Raw genomic sequence first — 19,023 nt, forward strand, 5'->3', positions numbered from 1 at the left:
GGCGGCGCCGGGAGGTGGGCCATGGTGCCGTGCTGTCGCAGCCCGGCCGACCGCAGCCGCAGCTGCGGGCGCAATTGCGGCCGCCCTCAGTTGACGTTGGCGACGCTGACCTGGAACGGAAAGCCGTCGATCGCCAGCTCACCGGCGAACTCGTGGTCGCCCATGCCGTCCTCGCCGGGGCCGTATTCGGCGCCCTGGGGCCCGCAGCCGCCCTCCTTCCAGTCCTCGATCTTGACCCGACCGAACCGGTAGCTGAGCAGCTTCTGGCCCTCGAAGTCGGCGACGGTGCGCACGTCGGCGCGGTCCGAGTACCACACCGCGACCGGGTCGTTCATGCGACCGTCGCGGATCTCCTCGTAGACCTCCACCTCGTCCTTCCACGCGACCACGTGCTGGAGCGCCCGCTCGCCGCGGCACACCACGATCACGCCGTCGTTCAGGCCGCGGACCTCCTGCGTCTCGTCGTCGACCTTCTCGGGCACGATGTCGAGGAAGGTCTGGCGATCGCCCTCGAGACCGCGGTGCATCACCAGCGCCGTCGGGTGCTGGCAGATCTGCCCGGTCGCCAGCGGGGCCGGCTCGCCGGTGGCCTGCTCGCCCTTTCCGACCTCGAACCAGCTCGCCATCAGCCGCCCCGGCGTGAACACGTGCAGCACGCCGTCGTCGCCGGCCGCGTAGGCCTTCCACGGGTCGACGCCATGGGTCGGGCCGTAGATCGCCTGGCTCTTGTCGAGGCCGACCCGCACCGCCCGCGGGGCGGCCACGTCGAACACCGCGGCCACCGTCGGCCGGGCGCTCTCCGGCGCGACGTCGAAGGTGTAGGGCCACACGTCCGCCGGCGCCTGCGGCAGCACCTGGTCGCCCGCCTGCATGCCGTCCCACACGAATTGCGACAGCGTCTCGCTGCAGCTGGCCTCGCTGCCGAAGTACATCGAATGGAAGTAGTCGAGCAGCGGCGCGAGGTCGACGAACGCGACCTTGTCCTCCCACTGGCTGGCGACCAGCGCGTAGCCCTTGCGCGCGACCATGTGCTGCAGCCACCCGCCCTCGGCGAAGGCGGAGATCGGCTGTTGATTGGCGACGTCGGACATCTGCGCCTCGCTGGTGAAGCAGGTGTCGACCATGGTGTCCTTGTGCGGCCCGGTGAACGACAGGCTGCGCATCGACTTGCCGTTGGCGTCGTTGGGGTTGGTCCAGCCGTGGGTGGTGACCGCGGCGATCGAGGTCGGGGTCGCGAACGGCAGCGGCACGGCGCCGAGGAGCTTCAGCTCGCGCACGCCGCCGGCGTTGAACAGGCCGTGGTACCACCACGAATGCGCGTTCGGGGTCGGCCCCCGCACCGACAGCACCGCCAGCTCGCCGCGGACCTCGTCGGTGTTCCACAGGGTGACCAGCACGAACTCGTTGTTGCTGGTGATGGCGACCGCGCTCGGCACGAGGTGCGACGGGAATTGATAATAGGCGCCGATCGAGCCCGAGGTCGCGGTGCCGGCGGTGCCGACGACGCCGCCGGCGAAGATCGCCACGCCGTCATTGGTCCAGTTGCGCTCGCTGCGGGCGATGGCGATCGGCTGGCCGAGCGCGGCCGGGTCGTACTCGGGGCGCGTCACGTAGGGCTCGGGGCTGTTCAACATCTTCGGGTGACTCGAGATGGCGCCCTGCTCCCAGGCGTGGGTCTGGATCCGATCGACCCCGGGGGTGGCCGCGCCGACCCCCGCGGCGGGCACGTAGAGCGCCTGGCCGCTCACGCTGCCGTAGCAACCGCCGCCCTCGGGGCACACTCCTGCCTGCACCGGGATGCCGTCGGTGAGATAGCCGCCGCCGCAGGTCTGCCCCGCGGGGCCCCACACCTCGGGCGCGGGGTTGGTGGCGTCGCCGTCGTGCAATTCGGCCCACGTCGGCCCGAGCCGACAATCCACGGCCTCCTTGCTCCAATCCCCTGCGACCTGCGCGTAACGGGCGGCGTCGATCTGCCGGCTGACGCTGTCGACAATGCCGGCCCCGCAGCGCGCGTACGGACCGGCCGGCGCCTCGCCGGTGTCGTCGCCGGTCTCGCTGGTGTCACTCGTCCCGCCTGTGGTCGGCGGATTGGCGGTACCCGCGGTCGGCTCGCCAGCGGTCTCGCTCGCGCCGCCGGTCGGGCCGTCGCTGTCGGTCCCGCCGGTGGTGCTGCCGTCGCTCGACGGACAGGCGAGCAGCGCGAGGACAGGGAGCAGAGCGTACAGTCGTGACCGGATCATGGGCGAGCCTCCAATGGCATTCGGAGGCGCGATGATCCCCGCGATCAGAACATTTGCTCGCGGCCGGCGAGCGGAGTCTTCGCGGGGTACGCGGAACCCACGCGGGGCGGGCTGTGCCCCGCTCGCAAGCCCCACCATGGCGCGCTCGCGGCCTCGATGGGGCGTGTCCCCTGCGCTGAAACGGGTCCTCCTCGCCTGCCCACGCAGGCCTCGCTCGCGCGAGCGAGGGCGCCCTCGCTCGCGCCGACGCGCTCGCGGAGATACGCGATTCGCACGAGTCGGCGCCGCGCCGGCGACTGCACGCAGCGATCGCGGATCGCCGCATGAGCCCGCCGCTCACGGTCGCGATGCGAGGATGTCCTCGGGGACAGGCGACGAGCGAATGACCGGCGGTCAGAGCATTGCTCGCAGCGATCGCTGCCGCGGCTGCCCGCCAGCGGCGGGCGCGAATCATGGCTGTCGCTCGCGAGCCGTGGCCTTCGCCGAATCACCGCAACACGGCCCGACCGATTCACGCCGCGCCCCGGAAGGCGCGCGGACCGAGCCGGCCGCTCGCGCGGCCGTTTCGCAGCGATTTTTTATAAGATGTCCTGGTGGACATGTCCCGGAGGACACGCGGCTCTCCGCCCGCCCGCTCGCGGCGACCGGAGGCTCTGCTCGGTGCCCGCCCGAGCCCGGCGCGCGCGAGGAATCGGCGATCTCGGCGCGCCTGCGCGGCTGTTTAATGAAGAAGTTTCGCGGCGAGCGGCTGCAGCGGCGTGGACGCGGGCGCCGGCGCGCTCTAAACTGCCGCGGCAATGGCACGAAGCAAGACCAGCAAGTGGGTGAGCCTCGGGCTCGCGGCGACCGTGGGCATCGGCGCGTACGAGTTCGGGCTGTTCGACTGCGCGAGCACCAACGGGGTCCAGCACCTCGCCAATCAGGTGTGGATCGAGCGGCTCCCGCAGAACGACCGCGACCAGATCCATCACCTCGTCCTGCTCGAGCAGGGTCGTGACCGCTTCGGCGGGTTCGGCAAGAGCTCGCAGTGGCGCCACTTCCTCGAGATCTTCGCGTGGCACCGCGAGCAGAACCGCCTGACCCTCAACCTGCCGCAGGACCGCGTCCGCCTCGACCTCGAGGCTCGCGTGTGGGAGTGCGAGGACGAGGCGCCGGCCCCGTTCGAGCTGTGCCTCGAGCTCAAGAGCGAGCGCGGCCACACCGCCCGCTACTACAGCCGCTTCGACTGGGTCATCGAGGGCGGCAAGGCGCCCCACATCGAGGGCCTGCCGGAGCTCGCGCCCCACGCCGCGCCCGCGATCTCGGCGGGCATCGAGTTCACGCGCGACGCCGACGCCCAGGCGCTCCTGGCCCGCTGAGGCGTGGTCACGGTCGAGCTCTACGGCGTGCCGCGCCTGCGCGCGGGCGCCTCGCGCGTGGAGGTCCCCGCGGGCACGCTCGCGTCGATCCTCCACGCGCTCGCCTCGATCCTCCCGGGCCTCGTGCCCGACATCGTCCACGACGGCCGCCTCACCGAACACGCGCTCGTCGCCGTCGACGGCCGCGAGATCGTCGCCGACCCGACGCTGCCGATCGCCGACGGCACGGTGCTGGTGCTGATCTCCGCCGCGGCCGGCGGCTGATCGCTCCGCCCAGGGAACTTCCCAGGCCTCCAGGAACATCAGCCGACCCTGCGACGCGCACCTGTGCGCGCAGCCCGTCGCGCCGGACCGATGCATGGGATCTCGGCGCGGCGCGCGGCTCGCAGACGCTCGCGTGACCGACGTCGCGCGGGCTCGGCCGGCGCGCGCGGCTCTGCGGTCGCGCGGGCGGGCGGGCGCGCTACAACCCTCCCGATGCGCGGCAACTTCGGCCGGATCTTGCTCGTCGAGCTGCGGGGCGACCGCGTGGCCGTCGAGCACGTGGCGCTGCCGGAGGCTGCCTACCACGCGTTCGTCGGCGGCGTCGGGCTCGGCGCCTACCTCCTGTGGCGGTTCGCCCCGGCGGGCGTCGACCCGCTGGCGCCCGAGGCGCCGCTCGTCTACGCGTTCAGCCCGCTGCTCGGCACTCCGCTGACCACCACCGCCAAGTTCGCAGTGCTGTGCAAGAGCCCCCTGACCGGGCGGATCAGCGACGGCCTCAGCAGCTCCCGCTTCGCCCTCGCCGCCAAGCGCCTCGGGGTCGACGCCCTCGTCATCCGCGGCGCGCTCGATCGCCTCGGCTGGCTCCACCTCGACGAGGACCCGGCCGCCTGCCGCGTCGAGCCGTGCCCGGCGTGGGCCGGCCTGTCCGCACATGAACTTTCGGACATGGCGGCAAAGCAAGGTCTTTTTCGCCATGTGTCGGCGATCGGCCCCGCCGGCGAGGCGCAGATCCGCTACGCGACGATCTCCAACGACGGCCGGCACGCCGGGCGCGGCGGCGCGGGGGCGGTGCTCGGGGCCAAGCGGGTCAAGGCGATCAGCGTGCGCGGGGCGGCGGTCGCCGGGGTCGCGGACGCGGCGAGCGTGCAGGTGCGGGCCCGCGATCTCGCGGCGCGCAGCGCCGGCGCGGCGACCGAGAAGTACCGGGCGCTCGGGACCGCGGCCAACCTCGAGACCTTCGACCGCCTGCGGATCTTGCCGCGGCGTAACTTTCAGACAGTGTCGATCGGCCAGGCAGCCGCGCGGCGCCTCGCGCCCGAGGGGCTGGCCCGCGCCGGCGAGCACGTGCGCGACAGCTGCGCCGGCTGCACGATCGGCTGCGACCATCGCTACGGCGGCACGCGCATCGAGTACGAAACTCAGTTCGCTCTCGGGCCGCTGATCGACGTCGACGACCCTGCGTGCCTGCTCGCGGCCGCCGGCGCCTGCGACGCGCTCGGCCTCGACACGATCTCGGCCGGCGGCACTCTGGCGTTCGCGATGGAGTGCGCCGAGCGCGGCCTCGTCGACTGGCCGCTGCGCTTCGGCGACGACGTCCTGCCGTGGCTCCGCGCGATCGCCCGGCGCGAGGGCGCCGGCGATCTCCTGGCGGAAGGGACACGTCGGATCGCGGCCGTGATCGGCCAGGGCAGTGAGCGCTTCGCCTGTCACGTCAAGGGCCTGGAGCTGCCGGGCTATGAGCCGCGGGCGATGCAGACGTTCGCCCTCGGCCTGTGCGTCGCCTGCAGGGGCGCCGACCACAACCGCAGCGGCGCGTACCAGGCCGACCTCCAGGCCGGCGTCGACCGCTACCGCGCCGACGTGGCGCGCGCGCCCGCGCGGGTGATCGAAGCCGAGGACAATGCGGCCCTGCTCGACTCCCTGATCCTCTGCAAGTTCTTGCGCGGGGCCATCCGCGAGCCCTGGCGCGAAGGCGCCGAGCTGCTGGCGATGGTGACGGGCGTGCCTCGGGGCGAAGACGATCTGCGGCGGTCGGCACGCAGGATCGCCGCCGTGCGTCACGCCTTCAACGTGCGCGAGGGCTGGACGCTCGCCGAGGACCGCCTGCCCGACCGCTTCCACGACGAGGCGCTCGAAGACGGCGCGTCGCTCGACCGGGCCGACGTCGCGGCGATGGTGGACGCATACCACGCCGCCCGTGGGCACGTCCCGCGCGGCGGACCGTCGGAGCGCCTCCGCCGCGAACTCGAGCTCGACGCCTGGCTCACGGACGCCCCCCCCTTGCAAGGCCCCGCGTCGCTCGGCTAATGGGACCCCAGGTGACCCGGAGCGAGACCGAGGGGATCTGCGTCGAGGTGAAGACGCGCTATGTCGGCGGGCGTGCCCTGCCGGAGGGCGCGCGCTTCGTGTTCGCTTACACCATCCGGATCTCCAACACCGGCGAAGCGCCCGCCCAGCTGTGTCGGCGTCACTGGTTCATCACCGACGCTCACGGCGGCGTGCGCGAGGTCGAGGGCGAGGGCGTGGTCGGCTCGCAGCCGCTGCTCCACCCCGGCGAGTCGTTCGAGTACACCAGCGGCTGCGTGCTCGAGACGCCCCACGGCGCGATGCACGGCAGCTACACCATGTTCCGCCCCAACGGCGCCTGCTTCGAGGCGCTGGTCGACGCGTTCGTGCTGGCGGACCCGCAGGCGATCGTCTGAAGCGGGGCTGTCCTTCGGGACAGCTCACCCGACGAAGTCATCGGTCGCTAACGCGGCCGACTCATCGGGCCCACTGGTGCTCGTGTCGCTATCCGGCGCGGACGCGTCGCCGCTGGTCGCCTCGCTGAGGCCTCTCGCGGTGCCGTGCCGGGCGGCGCCTCGTCCCGGCACCCGAAGGCCGCGACGACGGCGAGCCTGCAGCACGGCCGCTCACGCTGTCGTCGTCCACGCGAAAGCCGTCCAGTGCGCGGCCGTGCATCCGAACAGGAGCACATCGTTCGCGAAGTACCGTAGCGCCCACACTTGCTCGAGCTGCCCTTCGGGCCAGGTCGCAAAGCCTTCGCGTCCGGCGCGGGCTCGGCTCCTGGCGATCGCCTCCAACACCCATCGGGCCTCATCCACGGCCTTCTCTGGCGCGATCGGCGGGTAAGGCCCCGGTCCCTCGTCCGCCCGCCACGCAGCGTCCTGGTAGGCAGCCGCGTCCTCGGTCCATGGCTCGTCGGCGGGCCACTCCTCCCACCAACACAGCACCCGCTTGGCGAAGGCCGCCAACGCCGTCGTCGCAGCACCGTAGGCCGCGCGAGGCGCCGACAGCAGTGCCGCCTTCGCGAGAAGCTCATCCGCGACGGCGGGATCGAGGACGCTGCAACTCGCCACCTCGACGAGCCTCACCGCCGTCACAGGCAGCCGCAGGGCCGCCTGGAAGGCCGCGGATGGCGGCAGCTCGAGCGGCAGGACAAGTTCTCCCACCCGCGCGAGCATACCAGCCACCGCCGCGCCCAGCTCGCATTATTCGTCCGCTCCAGACCACGCCGAAGGCCTCGAGCGCTCGCTACAACTATCGTCAGGAGATACTTGAAGGACATGCCCCGAGGGGCATGTCCTCACGAGCATGCCCCGAAGGGCATGTCCCCGAGAGCTAGCCGAGGCCGGCGAGGAACGCCGAGATCACCGCGACAGTCTCGTCGGGCCGCTCGACCTGCACGTAGTGCCCGGCGCCGCGGATCACGGCCAGGCGGGCGCCGGCGATCGGGTCGACGATCGTCTGGCGGAGGAACGGCGGCGGCATGAACGGGTCATCGGTGGCGACTACCAGGGTGCGGGCCGTGATGTTCTTCAGGCGGTCGGAGAAGCCGAGGCCCGACCACGACTCGAAGCCCTCGGCGATGCACTTCGAGGGGATCGACGCGCCGGCGCCGAGCAGGCGGTCGCGGGCGCTCTCGGACAGGTTGGTGCAGGCCATCCCGAGGATCGTCGCCTTGGCCTCGCGGTTGTCGGCGCCGCGGAACAGCCCCGCCGCGTCGGGCGGGAACGGGATGCCGGAGGCCGGCACCGAGCACAGCAGCACCTGCCCCTGCACCCGCTCGGGCGTCGCCGTCGCGATCCACTGCGCGATCGCCCCGCCCATGCTGTGGCCGATCAGCACGAACGACCTGTCCCCGAGGACATCCATCAGCTCGGTCACGTCGGCGGCGTAGCGCTCGACCGTGTAGCCGGACTCGGGGCGGTCGGACTCGCCGGCGCCGCGCAGGTCGGGGATCACGAGGCGGAAGCCCGTGAGGTCGAGCCGCTCGGCCAGCTCGTCGTAGACGGTGCTGGACACCATCCAGCCGTGGATCGCCAGGATCGTCCGCGGGCCCTCGCCGAGCACGCGGTAGGCGATCTGGACCTTGTCGCTCGTCGTCATCGTCGACATACGCGGCGATGATAAGCCGAACGCGAACGGGCCGACACCGCGGCATATGGGGGCTGAAACGGCGAGAGGCGAGGCCCCGCGGGTGGGACCTCGCCTCCGCCGCTGCGACACCGCCCCGCTACAGTTCGCCGATCTGGCGCAGGAAGTCGGTGGCCTCGGTGCAGTTCGGGTCCTCCATCAACGCCTTCCGGCCCCACAGCACCGCCTTCTGGCGGTCGCCGCGCCGCTCGGCGATGTAGCCCTGGCGCAGGTAGGCGACCGCGCGGCTCATCGGGGCGGCCTCCATCAGGGCGATGCTGCGGAGCACGCGGATGGCGAGGTCGTAGTCCTCGAGCTGCTCGGCCAGCGTGGCCAGGGCGACCGCCACGTCGCCGTTGTTGCGGTCGGTGTTGTGGGCCTCCTTGAGCCAGTGCAGCTCCTGCTCGTAGTTCTCCTGGGCCCCGGCGATCATCGCTTTGCGGTACTGCATGGCGCACAGGTCGGGCGAGCGGCGGCCCTTCATCGCCTCGATCGCCGCGTCGAGGATCGCGTTGGCCTCGTCGAACTGCTCGGCCGCGGCGAAGGCCTCGACGAGCAGCAGGTTGACCGCCTGGTCGGCCGGGCGCAGCTTGAGCGCCCGCCTGAGCGCGGCCACGGCCGCCTCCGGGTCCTCGTCGAGCAGCAGCTCGCCGGCCTGGCGCAGCGTGACGAAGCGGGTCCCCTCGTCGGTGATCACGTCGGCCTCGGAGATCAGCAGCCGCGCGAGCGCCGGGTAGTTCTCGGTCTCCTCGAAGATCTGCTTCAGCCGCGCGCGCACGGCCTCGTTCTTCGGCTGGGCCTTGTGAGCCGCCTCGAGCCCGGCCTGGGCGTCGTGCGGCCGCTCGACCTTCTCGCACGCGTCGACGAGCTGCATCACCGCCTTGATCTGCTCCTCGCCCGTCTCGGCGGCGACCAGCTTGGTCGCCGTCTCGATCACGCTCTCCCACCGGCTGGCGGCGACGTCCATCGCGGTCAGATGGCGCAGCGCCTCGGTGTCGCCGGGGGCGTGGTCGATCCACCCGGACAGCGCGTGCCGGGCCTGATCGTCGGCGCCCTCCTTGCGCAGGACGTCGGCCAGCCGCAAGGTCGCGCTGCGCTCGCCCTCGCGGTCGCCGCGCTTGGCCGCCGCGCTGCGCCAGCGCTCGAGGCCGTCGATGAGGTCGGGGATCAGCTCGGCGCCGACCAGGCCGTAGGCCTCCTCGAGGTCGGCCGAGGCGCGGGCCTCGTCGCCGATGATCATGCGCAGCTCGGCGCGGCGGCGCAGGAACTCGACCTGGACGTCCTCCTCGAGCGGGCGCCAGTCGATCGCCTTGGTCAGCTCCTCGACCGCGCTGACGTGCTCGCCGGTGTCGCACAGGCGGCCGATGAACTCGCGCAGCAGCTCGTTGTCGTTGGGGTCGATGGCGACGGCGGTGCGCAGCACCTCGGCCGACTTCTGCGCGTCCATCAGCTGGTCGACGTAGATCGACGAGGCCTCGCGCAGCAATCCGACCGACTTGGTCGGGTCGATCGCGCGCTCGGCCGAGGCGACCAGCAGCTCGGCCAGGCGCTCGAACTCGCCGCGCTCGCGGTACCACGCCTCGAGCCGCTCGCGCAGCGCGTCGCTGTCGGGCGACGCCTTGTAGCCGGCCTCGAGCACGCGGCTCGTGGCCTCGCGGTCGCCGAGCTTGTCGTACTGGCCGGCGACGTCGAGCGCCAGGCGGACCGCCGCCGCGCCGGTCTCGATCGCCAGCAGGCGCTCGCCGATCTCCGCCCGCTCGCGCGGGTCGTGCTCGCCGTCGGTCAGGCTCAGCATCGCCTCGATCAGCGCCCGGCTCTGCGGCGCGAAGTCGAGGGCGCTGCGGTAGACCGCCAGCGCCTCGTCGGGCTGGGTCTTGCGCAGCAGGTCGCCGAGCCGCAGCGAGGCCGCGATCACGCCCTCGCTGTCGCCCGCGCCCTGGGCCGTCAAGATCTGCTGGTTCAGCAGCTCGACCAGCTCGGAGTCGAAGCCCGTCTTCTCGAACACCTCGGCCAGCAGCGCCTCGGCCTGCTTGTGGCCGGGCTCCTCCATCAGCACGTCCTTGAGCAGGCGGACCACCTCTTGCTCGTGGCCGCTGCCCTGCAGCAGCGCCTCGACCAGCTCGAGCCGGAGCTGGTTGCGCTCGCCGACCTCGGCGAGGCTCGGCAGGGTCGACTCGACGAGCTGCTGCAGCCGCGAGTCGTCGCCGATCTTGCGGTACACCGCCATCAGCGGCGCCCACACGGCCTTGTTGCTCGGGTCTTGCAGCAGCAGGTCGTCGTAGACCTCGGCGGCCAGCGCCAGCTGATCGGTCTGACCCGCGGCGAGGCCGGCGAGCTCGAGCTGCAGCTCGAAGGTCTGCGGCAGCTGCAGGCTGGCGGCCGACTCGCGCAGGTAGTCGACCGCGCCGCGCAGGTCGCCGGCGGCCTTGCGCCGCTCGGCCAGGGTCAAGTACGTCTCGGCGATCGACTTGCCGCCGCCCTCGCGCTCGTTGGCCAGCTCGATCCGGCGGACCAGCAGCTTCTCCGAGCGCTCGTTCTCGCCGAGCTCGAGCGCCAGGTTGGACGCGTCCTCGGCGACCTGCGGATCGACGCCCTCGACGTTGACCTTCTGCTCGAGCCACGCGAGCAGCGCGTGGCGGTCGCCGAGCTTGCGCACGATCTGCTCGTACAGCTCGCCGAGATCCTTGTGATCGGGCGCCGCGGCGAGGGCCCGGCGCAGCACCGGCTCGGCCAGGTCGAGGCGCGGCTCGGTCTGCAGCGCGCGCCGCATCGCCGCCACGCCGGCGTCGCGCGACTCGGGCGCGGCCAGGTGGATCTCCGCCAGCCCGAAGGCCGCGCGGGCGCGGACCTCCGGCGGCATCGCGTCGTCAGGGGCGTTGGAGACCCGCTCGAGCAGCTCGACCTGCCGCGCAGTGTCGCCGCGGGCCGCGGCGATCCGCGCCAGGCCCAGCCACGCCTCGACGACCCGCTCACCGCCGGCCTCGACGCGGCCGTACAGCTCGGTCGCGCGCGGGTGGTCGGCGAGCTCGCGCTCGACGATGTCGGCTGCCCGAAGGAGCAGGTCGGCCTGCAGCCCGGCGTCTTGCTTGCGGCGGGCGCGGTCGACCAGGCCGAGCACCGCGTCGACGTAGCGGCCGCTCTGCCCGAGGCGCGCGGCCTGCTCGGCGGCCGACTGCTGCAGCGCCGCGGCGCCGGGGTCCTGCTGCAGCGCCTCGAGCTTCAGGCCCAGCGCCTCCTCGGCCTGGCCGGTGGCGTCGAGCGCGTCGGCGAGGTCGCCGAGCACGCTGGCGCGGGCCGTCGGGTCTTGCGCGGCGGCCAGGCGCGAGCGCAGCACGCGGACCAGCAGCTGCGCGTCGCCGCGGCTCCGCAGCGCGCGCTGCAGCTTGCGGGCCTCGCGGTCGTCCTGCAGCGCGGCCTCGATGGCCGAGCCGAGCAGCTCCTGGGCGAGGTCGGTCTGCCCGCGGCCTTCGGCCAGGCGGCTCAATTCGTACTGCGCCTCGGCGATGCCGATCAGGCGCTCGTCGCCGTCGACGCCGCGGCGGCGCGCGGCCAGCAGCAGCGCGCGGTAGCTGCGTTCGGCGCGGGCGAGGTCACCTGTATCTCGGGACAGCTCGGCCAGCAGCTGCAGGCTGGCGACGTCGCCGACGTCGATCGCGGTCGCCAGCTCGAGCTGAGCCACCGCCGTCTTGGTGTCGCCCAGGGCGCGGGCCACCTGCGCCAGCTTGTAGTGGACGCGCGCGCGCTCGGGCGGGCGCCGGCGGCCGAAGTCGGCCAACAGCCGCTCGAGCACCCCCTGCGCGTCGGCCCAGCGCTCGCCGCTGACCAGCGCGTCGGCCAGGTAGGCCAGCACGCCGCGATCGTCGGGCACGAGGGTGTGCAGGCGCTCGAGCACCGGGATCGCCCGGTCGAGCTCGCCGAGGCGCTCGCGCACGATCGCCGCCGCCTCGTAGAGGAACGCCAGCACCACCTCGCGATCCTCGGTGTGCTCGGCCGCGACCTGCAGCAGCGACGCCAGCCGCTCCCAGTCGCCGGCCTCGCGCACCAGCTTGATCAGCAGGTCGCGCGTGCGCGCCTCGGCCGGGTGATCGCTGACCGCCCGCGTCAGCACCTCGATCGCCTTGACGTTGCGACCGGCGCCGAGCAGCGCGTTGGCCAGGCCGAGCACGATGTCGGTGCGCTCCGCGCCCTCCGGCGTGCGGACCAGCCGCTCCGTCAGCCACGGCACCGCCTCGGCCGGCTCGTTGCGGCCCACGTGCAGCCGCGCCAGCGCGTCGAGGTTGTGGAAGTTGGGCGCCAGCGAGGCGGCGCGGCGGTGGCTCGACAGGGCCAGCTCGACGTCGCCGATCCGGCGCTCCGCCAGCTCGGCCAGCTGCGTCCACAGCCGGACCGCGCGCGGCTTGTCGTCGACCTGCTCGAGCCGGGCCGCGTGCTCGCCGAGGAACTTCGCCAGCTCGTCGGGGCTCGCCTTGTCGGCCAGGATCTCGGTCAGCGCCGCCAGCGACGGGTCGTGGCTGGGGTCGTCGTGCAGGTTCGACCGCAGCGCCTCGACCCGTCCGCCGCGCTGCTCGATCACCCCGACCAGCCGCGCGATCTCCAGCCGCAGCTCGAGCCGGCGCGCCGCGTCTGGCTCTTTGGACAGCTCGTGCTTGCGCAGCTTGAGCAGCTCGGGGAACCGCTCCTCGGCCTGCAGCAGCGGGCCGAGCAGGCGCAGCACCGCGAGGTCGTCGGGGTTCGACTCGAGCGCGACCTCGTAGAGGCCGATCGCCCGCTGGCGGTCGCCGAGCTCGGTGAAGATCCCGGCTGCCCGGATGCGCATGTCCTGAGCGACAGGCTGGTCGAAGGGCAAGGTCGAGACCTTGGCCAGCAGCTCGGCCGCGGCCTTGCGGTCGCCGTCCTGCTCGTGCAGCTGCGACAGCTTCTGCGCCGCCCAGCCGACGCTGACGTCGTTGCTGCGGGCGCCGGTGGCCGCGACCCCGCGGCTCCACAGCGCGGTCGCGCGGCCCAGCAGGCGCTGGAGGATGTCGCGCGTGATGTCGGTGTCGCCGAGCAGGCCGAGCGCCAGCTCCGAGGCCTCGTAGAGCGGGTCAAAGTCGGTCTCGCTCAGGCCGTCGAGCGCCAGCAGCGTGTCGATCAGCGCCGGCTCGGGCGCCGCGCGCTGCAGGTCGGCCAGGGTCCGCAGCCGCTCGCGGTGGCCCGGCTGGGCCGCCACCGAGCGCAGCAGCGCCTCGCGGGCGGCCGCGACGTCGCTCCGCTTCTCGCGGTGCCACTGGGCCACGCGGGCCGCCACGAACGCGTACAGCTCCGGGGTGAGCGAGCTCTTGCCCGCGTTCGCGGCTGCCTCGAGGGACAGGGTCAGGCGGTCCCAGCCGGCGTGCTCGCCGGCGAGGCCCTCGACCAGGGCGAAGGTCGGATCGTCGATCTTCTGGTCGCCGACGATCTGCCCGAGCAGCGCGTGCGCGGCGGCCGAGAAGTCGCCCACCGCCGCGGCGGTGCGGATCGCCCCGCGGACCGCCTCGGCGTCGCTGCGGGTCGCCGACAGCACCGCCTGATACGCCGCCAGCGCCCGCGCCGCATCGCCCAGCTTGTGCTCGGCCAGCCGCGCCTCGGCCAGCCGCAGCTCGGTCGCGCGGTGCGGCTCGCCGGCGATCGGGGTGGCCGCGGCCTGGTGGAACGCGGTCGCCGCGGGCCCGAAATCACCTGTCTCTTCGGACAGCCGCAGCAGGTCGCGCTCGATCGAGCGGTCGGCCGGGGCCAGCGGGAACGCCCGGGCCAGCGCCGCGACCGCGGCCGGCTTGTCGCCGGTGTGCGCCTCGTGCAGGCGGGCCGTCTCGCGCAGGATGTCGACCTGTTTGACCGAGTCGCCCTCGGCGGCGGCCAGGCGAGCGTCGACGATCGAGGCCAGGTCGGCCCACTCGCCGCGGCCGCGGTACAGCTTGCCGAGCACCTCGACCGCGCCGGCGCGGGCCTCGGTCTCGAGCGTCGCCAGGAGGCCGGCGCGCGCGCCCTCGTGGGCCGGATCGGCCGTCAGCGCGGTGTCGTAGCAGGCGACCGCGCGACCGGGCGCGTCGAGCTGGGTGCGGCACACGTCGCCGAGGCGGGTCGACAGGTCGGCCAGGCGGGCGGTGCCGCGACCGGCTGCCCGATCGAGCAGGTCCGCGAGGTCAGGCCAGCGCGTGACCTCGGCCAGCAGCGACGCCAGCGACTCGACCGTCTGCTCCGACTCGCCGAAGCCGCCCACGATCTCCTGCCAGGTCGCGATCGCCCCCGGCAGGTTCGCCAGGTGCTCCGCCTGGATCTCCGCCACCCGCACCAGGTCGGCGCGGCGCTGGTGCTCCGGCACCGGCCCGCCCGCGCGCTGGCGCAGCACGTCGACCACCTCGCCCCAGCGCCCGAGGCCCTCGAGCACCGCGATCGCGGCAGTCAGCGCCTCGGCGTCCTCGGCGTCGAGGGCCAGGCGGGCGCGCCAGCTCTTCAGCGAGCGCTCGGCGTCACCTGACCCGAGAGCCAGCTTGGCCGCCTCCCCGAGCACCGTCGTCTGCGTCGGCCCCGACTCGAGCTCGCCGAGCCGCTCGAGCACGGTGAGCCGCTCCGCCGCCTGCCCCGTCTGCGCCAGCAGCACGTCGAGCAGCCGCGCCACCCGCAGCGCCAGCGCCCGGTCGGCCTGCGGCTCGCCGAGCACCTGCTGGTACAGGCCGATCGCGCCGGCGTCGTCGGCCAGCGACTCGCGGTGGACATCCCCCGCCTCGGCCCACAGCGCCGCGCGCTTGCCCGCGTCGCCCTCGCTCGCGGCCGCGGCGGCCAGGCCCTTCACGTGCAGCGCGTGCTCGCCGTGCAGCTCCGCCAGGTGACGCAGCCGCCGGTGATCGCTCTCCGAGCCCGGCAGCGCGCCGACCACCGCGACGTAGTGCTCCATCGCCGCCGCCGGACGCCCCGCGGTCACGAGCCGCTCGGCGAGCTCGCGGTGGAGCCCGATCGCCGCCTGCGGCTCGGCGAACCCGAGCGCGACCCCGAGGATCCGGATCACCTCCTCGCGCAGGTCGGCGGCGTCGTAGCTGGTGCGCAGCAGATCGAGCGCCCCGGTGCGCACCGCCGTCGAGGCCTCGCCCAGCACCAGGATCCGCTCGAGCAGCGCCCACGCGTCGCGGTTGCCGCCGTCGTCCTTCAGCAGGCCGCGCAGCTCCTCGAGCGCCTCGCCGGGCTGCGCCAGGCGGTCGAGCCACAGCTCGGCGATCTTGACCGGCAAGCCCGCGGTCGCCTCGCGCCCCTGCAGGCCGATCCGCCGCTTGTACAGCGAGATCAGGTCGCGGTGGCGGGCCTGCTTCTCGAGCAGGCGCTCGAGCGCCGCCTCGAGCCGCGTGTCGCTCGGGCGCAGCGCCAGCAGCTGCTGCATGTAGTCGACCGCGTGATCCGGCTGACCGGCGAAGTCGCGGGCGATGTCGGTGGCTTCCTCGAGGATGCCGATCCGGCGCGCCTCGTCGAGCGTGCCCGCGGCGAGGACCTGGTCGTACAGCGCCAGCAGCTCGCTCCAGCGCTCGTTCAGCGTGAGCACCCCGGTCAGCCGCTGGAACGCCCAGCCGTCGCCGGGCTGGACCGCGAGCACGCGCCGCAGCACCTCGGTGAGCGCCGTCTCGTCGCCCGGGAACCACTCCTCGAAGAACGCCACGGCCCGCTGACCGACGACGGTGGCCGCGGCGGGGGTGAGCTCCTTGGCGAGGATCTCGCGATAAAGCGCCGCGATCGCGGCGGCGCGCTCCGGCTCGCCGAGCGCCTCGACCTGGTCCCAGCGGTCGGCCCGCTCGGGCTCGCTGCGGACCGCCGCCGCCGCGCTGTCGAAGCCCTGCTCATCGGGGATACGCGAAGATGTGTCTGCCATCGGATGCCTCGTTAACCGGCGCCGCGCCTGCCCGCACACAGAGGCGCGCGTCAGGGCCTTCGGCCAGGGTTGCACCATACCAGGGTTTGCCTATCCCGCGGGCCGGCGAGGCCGCGCACCCCCGCGCGTGCCGTGACATCCTCGCGAGGCGCCGCGTGACGCACCGCGGCACATTTCCGCGCGCCGCGTCGTCGCCCCCGCGACGCGTCGTCGATCGATTCACGCGCGGCGAGCAGTGACACGCAAAAGTCTCGCGCCCCTCGCCGCCGCGCCTCCACCATCACCGCGGCGCCCAGACCTCGCGCCCCTCGCCGCACCACCGGCGCCGATGTCTCGCGCCCCGGACCTCGCGCCCCTCGCCGCCGTGACTCCGCGGATCTGCACCTCGCCACGCCATCGGCGCCGACGTCTCGCGCCCCGAATCTCGCCACGAGGACGCCGACGGCCCGCGCCACTCAGGACCGAACCTTCGCGGGTCTGCGCGCAGCCCGGCGTCTCTCGCGGCCGAGCCTCCGCGAGACCGCGCGTCTCCCCGCTCCCGCACCCGGAAAGCCCGCCTCTCGCGGCCGTGCCACCGCGGGACCGCGCGTCTCCTTGCGGCCGTGGGCGCCGCGGTCCTGCGCGTCCCTGCGAGCGATCGTCACGGCCGAGGCGCTCGCGCACTCGTCGCCGCCCGCGTCACTTGCGGGCGCGCGGCCTCTCGCCGCCGTCATGTTCGAGCGGCCCGCGCTCCGTCGTCGCGCCGAGGAAGTGGCGCAGCCACGCGTGGCAGCGGGGCAGCACGCGCTCGGGCGCCAGCGACACACTGTCCGGCATGTGCAGCAGCAAGATCTCCGCGACTCGCTGCGGCGCCCACGATTGCCGGGCCACCCACTGCCAGTCGGCCGCGATCTGCCCGCGGCGCTCCTCGGGGAACGCCGCCGCCACCGTCTCCGGCCGCGTCAGCGCCAGCAGCAGCGCGGAGACATCGTTCCGCCGGATCTCCGTGCGCGTCGGCACCAGCCGGCGGTCGATCGCATATAAAAGGATGACGACCACGAACGCAGCCAGGCGCTGCAGCCGCGGCTCGTGCTCCGTCGCTGCCCGCGCGCGCGCCAGCTCGAGGTCTCGCGCCAGCTCGGGCGCCCCGTCGGGCGTCAGGCGACTCGCCAGCTCGAGCGCCGCATCGATGTGGAGCAGCCGCGGGCTCAGGTTGCCGGCGCTGCGCGGCCCTGGCGGGCGGGTCTCGCCGAGCTCCGCGAGCAGCGCCCGGTCGAGCGCGGCGTCGAGGTCCTGATCGCGGGCGAGCACGACCTCGAGCACCTCGCGCTGCAGCGCCTCGTCGTCGGCGGCGAGGCTGACGAGGGCCAGCTCGAGCAGGAGGGCGCGCTGGAACAGATCTCGCACCATCCGCACCTCGGGCGGCGGGGTCTCGGCGAACAGCGCCGCGGTCGTCACCGGGCAAGCCGCGCCGCCCTCGGCCAGCAGGTAGCCGAGCGGCGCGGCGCGCAGCAGCGGCAACGCGAACGTGCCCCACATCTCCTGCAGGCCCGCCAGCGCGGTGAACAGCGGCCGCGGCCGGATGGTCGCGTCCTCGATCTCGAACAGCCGCTCGCGCCCCGGCAGCCCGCGGTGCAGCACGAACGCGTGGTCCGGCCGCCACCAGCCCGCGCGCTGGCCGAACACCACCAGCCGCGCCATCGCGTCGTCGCGGTCGCCGACGTGGCCGGCAGCGAGCGCCGTCAGCCCCGCGGGCACCAGCGATTGCATCGCCGCGATCGGGCACCCGCCGGCGGCCCAGCCCTGCGCCGCCGCGCGCAGCACCTCGGCGCCCGTATCCGCGAGCGCCGGGTCGCGGCCCAGCGCGTCGCCCAGCTCCGGGTGATCGTGGACCCCCGCCGCGGCGACCAGCGGCGCCACCCATTCGGCCCGCTCGACCGCCGCGATCGGGCTGTCGCGATCGGCGACGATGCGCGCGACGAGCAGGCGGTGCGCCGGCCGCTGCGGCTCGAGCACCGCGAGCAGCTGCCGCTGCAGCGCCTCGAGCGAGTCGGGCGCGACCTCGGTGCGGGCCAGCAGCACCGTCAGCATCGCCAGAGTCACCGGGCGACGCGCCAGGGCCCGCCGCGCCGGCGAGCCGTCGATCGCCGCCCGCACCCGCGCCGCCGCGGCCGGCTCGAACGCCCCCGGCAACCGCACCCAGCGGTCGACGAAGCGATCGATCGCCGGCCGCGCCAGCGGCTGCAGGTGGACCCGCCGCAGCGACCCCGCCGCGCGCAGCTGCTCGAGCTCCGGCACCTCGGCCGAGCGCGTGGTCAAAAGGACAGGTGCCCCCGCCGCGCACAGCTCCGCCGCCCACCGCCCCACCGCCGCGCGCGTCGCCTCCGGCAGCTCGTCGAGCCCGGCGACCAGCAGCAGCGGCCGAACGCGACCCGCCTGCAGGTCGGACGCCGCGAACCCCGGCGCGAACGCCCGCCGCACGTCGTGCTCGACCAGCGCCCACCAGCGCGTCAGCGCCTCGGCCACGGTCTCGCAGCTGTCCCAACGGACATCCATGCCGAGCATGCCGAGCGGCCCGCGGACCGTCCGTCCGCACATCACCAGCGGCACCGGCAGCACGTCGCCCAGCCGGCCCCGCGCCCCCGCGCCGGCCGGACCGCACAGCCCGAGCAGCAGGTCCTGCACCAGAGTACATCCGCCGGCGCGCGTCGAGCCGACCGCCCACAGCGGCGGCATGTCCCTTTCGGCCTGGCCGACGAGACATGTCTCGAGGGACTCGCCGCAAGCGGCCAGCGCCTCCTCGTCGTCGTCGTCGCCGGCCGGCTCCGGCCCGACTCGCAGGTCGCGGCACAGCTCGTGCCACACCACCGCCTGGTCGGGCGACATGAGGTCGTCGATGAACGACTGCCCGAGGCGGAGCTCCAACCACTGGCGGTAGGTCTCGTCGGCCGCGGGCATCCTCCTGGATCGTGCCCTACCCTCGGCGTGAGCGCCAAAACCCCGCCACGGCGAGCGGCCCGAGCCGGGCAGGCCAGCGGCCGCCCGCCCGCGCGCACGCACCGCCGGATCCGCGCGAGCCCGTATGCGCGCCATAAGGCCGCGTTCGCGGGCCTCCGGCAGCTCGCCCGGGACGGCTCCGGACCCGCGACAGATCGAGGTCATCGGCCCCCGT

General features: G+C 74.0%; 9 protein-coding genes. 4 read left to right on the top strand and 5 right to left on the bottom strand.

Annotated elements, in window-relative coordinates:
• Positions 1 to 86: 86 nt before the first annotated feature.
• The gene (locus OV090_RS38480) at positions 87 to 2,240 is read right to left on the bottom strand and encodes a hypothetical protein (RefSeq protein ID WP_267709813.1); all 2,154 of its coding nucleotides are present in this window, start codon (positions 2,238 to 2,240) and stop codon (positions 87 to 89) included.
• 797 nt (positions 2,241 to 3,037) lie between these two features.
• On the opposite strand from OV090_RS38480, the gene OV090_RS38485 reads away from it, so the two are divergent.
• The 4 genes from OV090_RS38485 to apaG all read left to right on the top strand — a co-directional run bounded on the left by OV090_RS38485 (position 3,038) and on the right by apaG (position 6,285).
• Positions 3,038 to 3,598 carry a hypothetical protein gene (locus tag OV090_RS38485; protein ID WP_267709814.1) on the top strand — a complete coding sequence of 187 codons (561 nt, stop codon included), beginning with the start codon at positions 3,038 to 3,040 and terminating at the stop codon, positions 3,596 to 3,598.
• A 3-nt stretch (positions 3,599 to 3,601) separates the two neighbouring features.
• A complete protein-coding gene (locus OV090_RS38490) occupies positions 3,602 to 3,862 on the top strand; it encodes a MoaD/ThiS family protein (RefSeq protein WP_267709815.1) in 261 nt (86 codons plus the stop codon).
• 213 nt (positions 3,863 to 4,075) lie between these two features.
• Positions 4,076 to 5,890 carry an aldehyde ferredoxin oxidoreductase C-terminal domain-containing protein gene (locus OV090_RS38495; RefSeq protein ID WP_267709816.1) on the top strand — a complete coding sequence of 605 codons (1,815 nt, stop codon included), beginning with the start codon at positions 4,076 to 4,078 and terminating at the stop codon, positions 5,888 to 5,890.
• Positions 5,891 to 5,901: 11 nt separating this feature from the next.
• The gene (gene apaG, locus OV090_RS38500) at positions 5,902 to 6,285 is read left to right on the top strand and encodes a Co2+/Mg2+ efflux protein ApaG (protein WP_267709817.1); all 384 of its coding nucleotides are present in this window, start codon (positions 5,902 to 5,904) and stop codon (positions 6,283 to 6,285) included.
• A gap of 210 nt (positions 6,286 to 6,495) precedes the next feature.
• Here the strand turns inward: apaG and OV090_RS38505 are convergent, their stop codons facing one another.
• The 4 genes from OV090_RS38505 to OV090_RS38520 all read right to left on the bottom strand — a co-directional run bounded on the left by OV090_RS38505 (position 6,496) and on the right by OV090_RS38520 (position 18,809).
• Positions 6,496 to 7,035: a hypothetical protein gene (locus OV090_RS38505; protein ID WP_267709818.1), complete on the bottom strand. Its 540-nt coding sequence runs from the start codon at positions 7,033 to 7,035 to the stop codon at positions 6,496 to 6,498.
• A gap of 169 nt (positions 7,036 to 7,204) precedes the next feature.
• Positions 7,205 to 7,981 (bottom strand): alpha/beta hydrolase, encoded by a 777-nt coding sequence (locus OV090_RS38510; RefSeq protein ID WP_267709819.1) that lies wholly within the window; start codon positions 7,979 to 7,981, stop codon positions 7,205 to 7,207.
• Between the two features lie 118 nt (positions 7,982 to 8,099).
• A complete protein-coding gene (locus OV090_RS38515) occupies positions 8,100 to 15,872 on the bottom strand; it encodes a tetratricopeptide repeat protein (RefSeq protein ID WP_267709820.1) in 7,773 nt (2,590 codons plus the stop codon).
• 678 nt (positions 15,873 to 16,550) lie between these two features.
• Positions 16,551 to 18,809, bottom strand: a complete 2,259-nt coding sequence (locus tag OV090_RS38520) for a hypothetical protein (RefSeq protein ID WP_267709821.1) — start codon at positions 18,807 to 18,809, stop codon at positions 16,551 to 16,553.
• Positions 18,810 to 19,023: the final 214 nt, after the last annotated feature.

This window comes from Nannocystis sp. RBIL2, assembly GCF_026626745.1.
Lineage (GTDB): Bacteria > Myxococcota_A > Polyangia > Nannocystales > Nannocystaceae > Nannocystis.

Bases quoted from the DNA above. Each gene is read 5' to 3' on its own strand.
- OV090_RS38520 (WP_267709821.1), bottom strand. From the start codon at position 18,809: ATGCCCGCGGCCGACGAGACCTACCGCCAGTGGTTGGAGCTCCGCCTC.
- OV090_RS38485 (WP_267709814.1), top strand. From the start codon at position 3,038: ATGGCACGAAGCAAGACCAGCAAGTGGGTGAGCCTCGGGCTCGCGGCG.
- OV090_RS38515 (WP_267709820.1), bottom strand. From the start codon at position 15,872: ATGGCAGACACATCTTCGCGTATCCCCGATGAGCAGGGCTTCGACAGC.
- OV090_RS38510 (WP_267709819.1), bottom strand. From the start codon at position 7,981: ATGTCGACGATGACGACGAGCGACAAGGTCCAGATCGCCTACCGCGTG.
- OV090_RS38480 (WP_267709813.1), bottom strand. From the start codon at position 2,240: ATGATCCGGTCACGACTGTACGCTCTGCTCCCTGTCCTCGCGCTGCTC.
- OV090_RS38495 (WP_267709816.1), top strand. From the start codon at position 4,076: ATGCGCGGCAACTTCGGCCGGATCTTGCTCGTCGAGCTGCGGGGCGAC.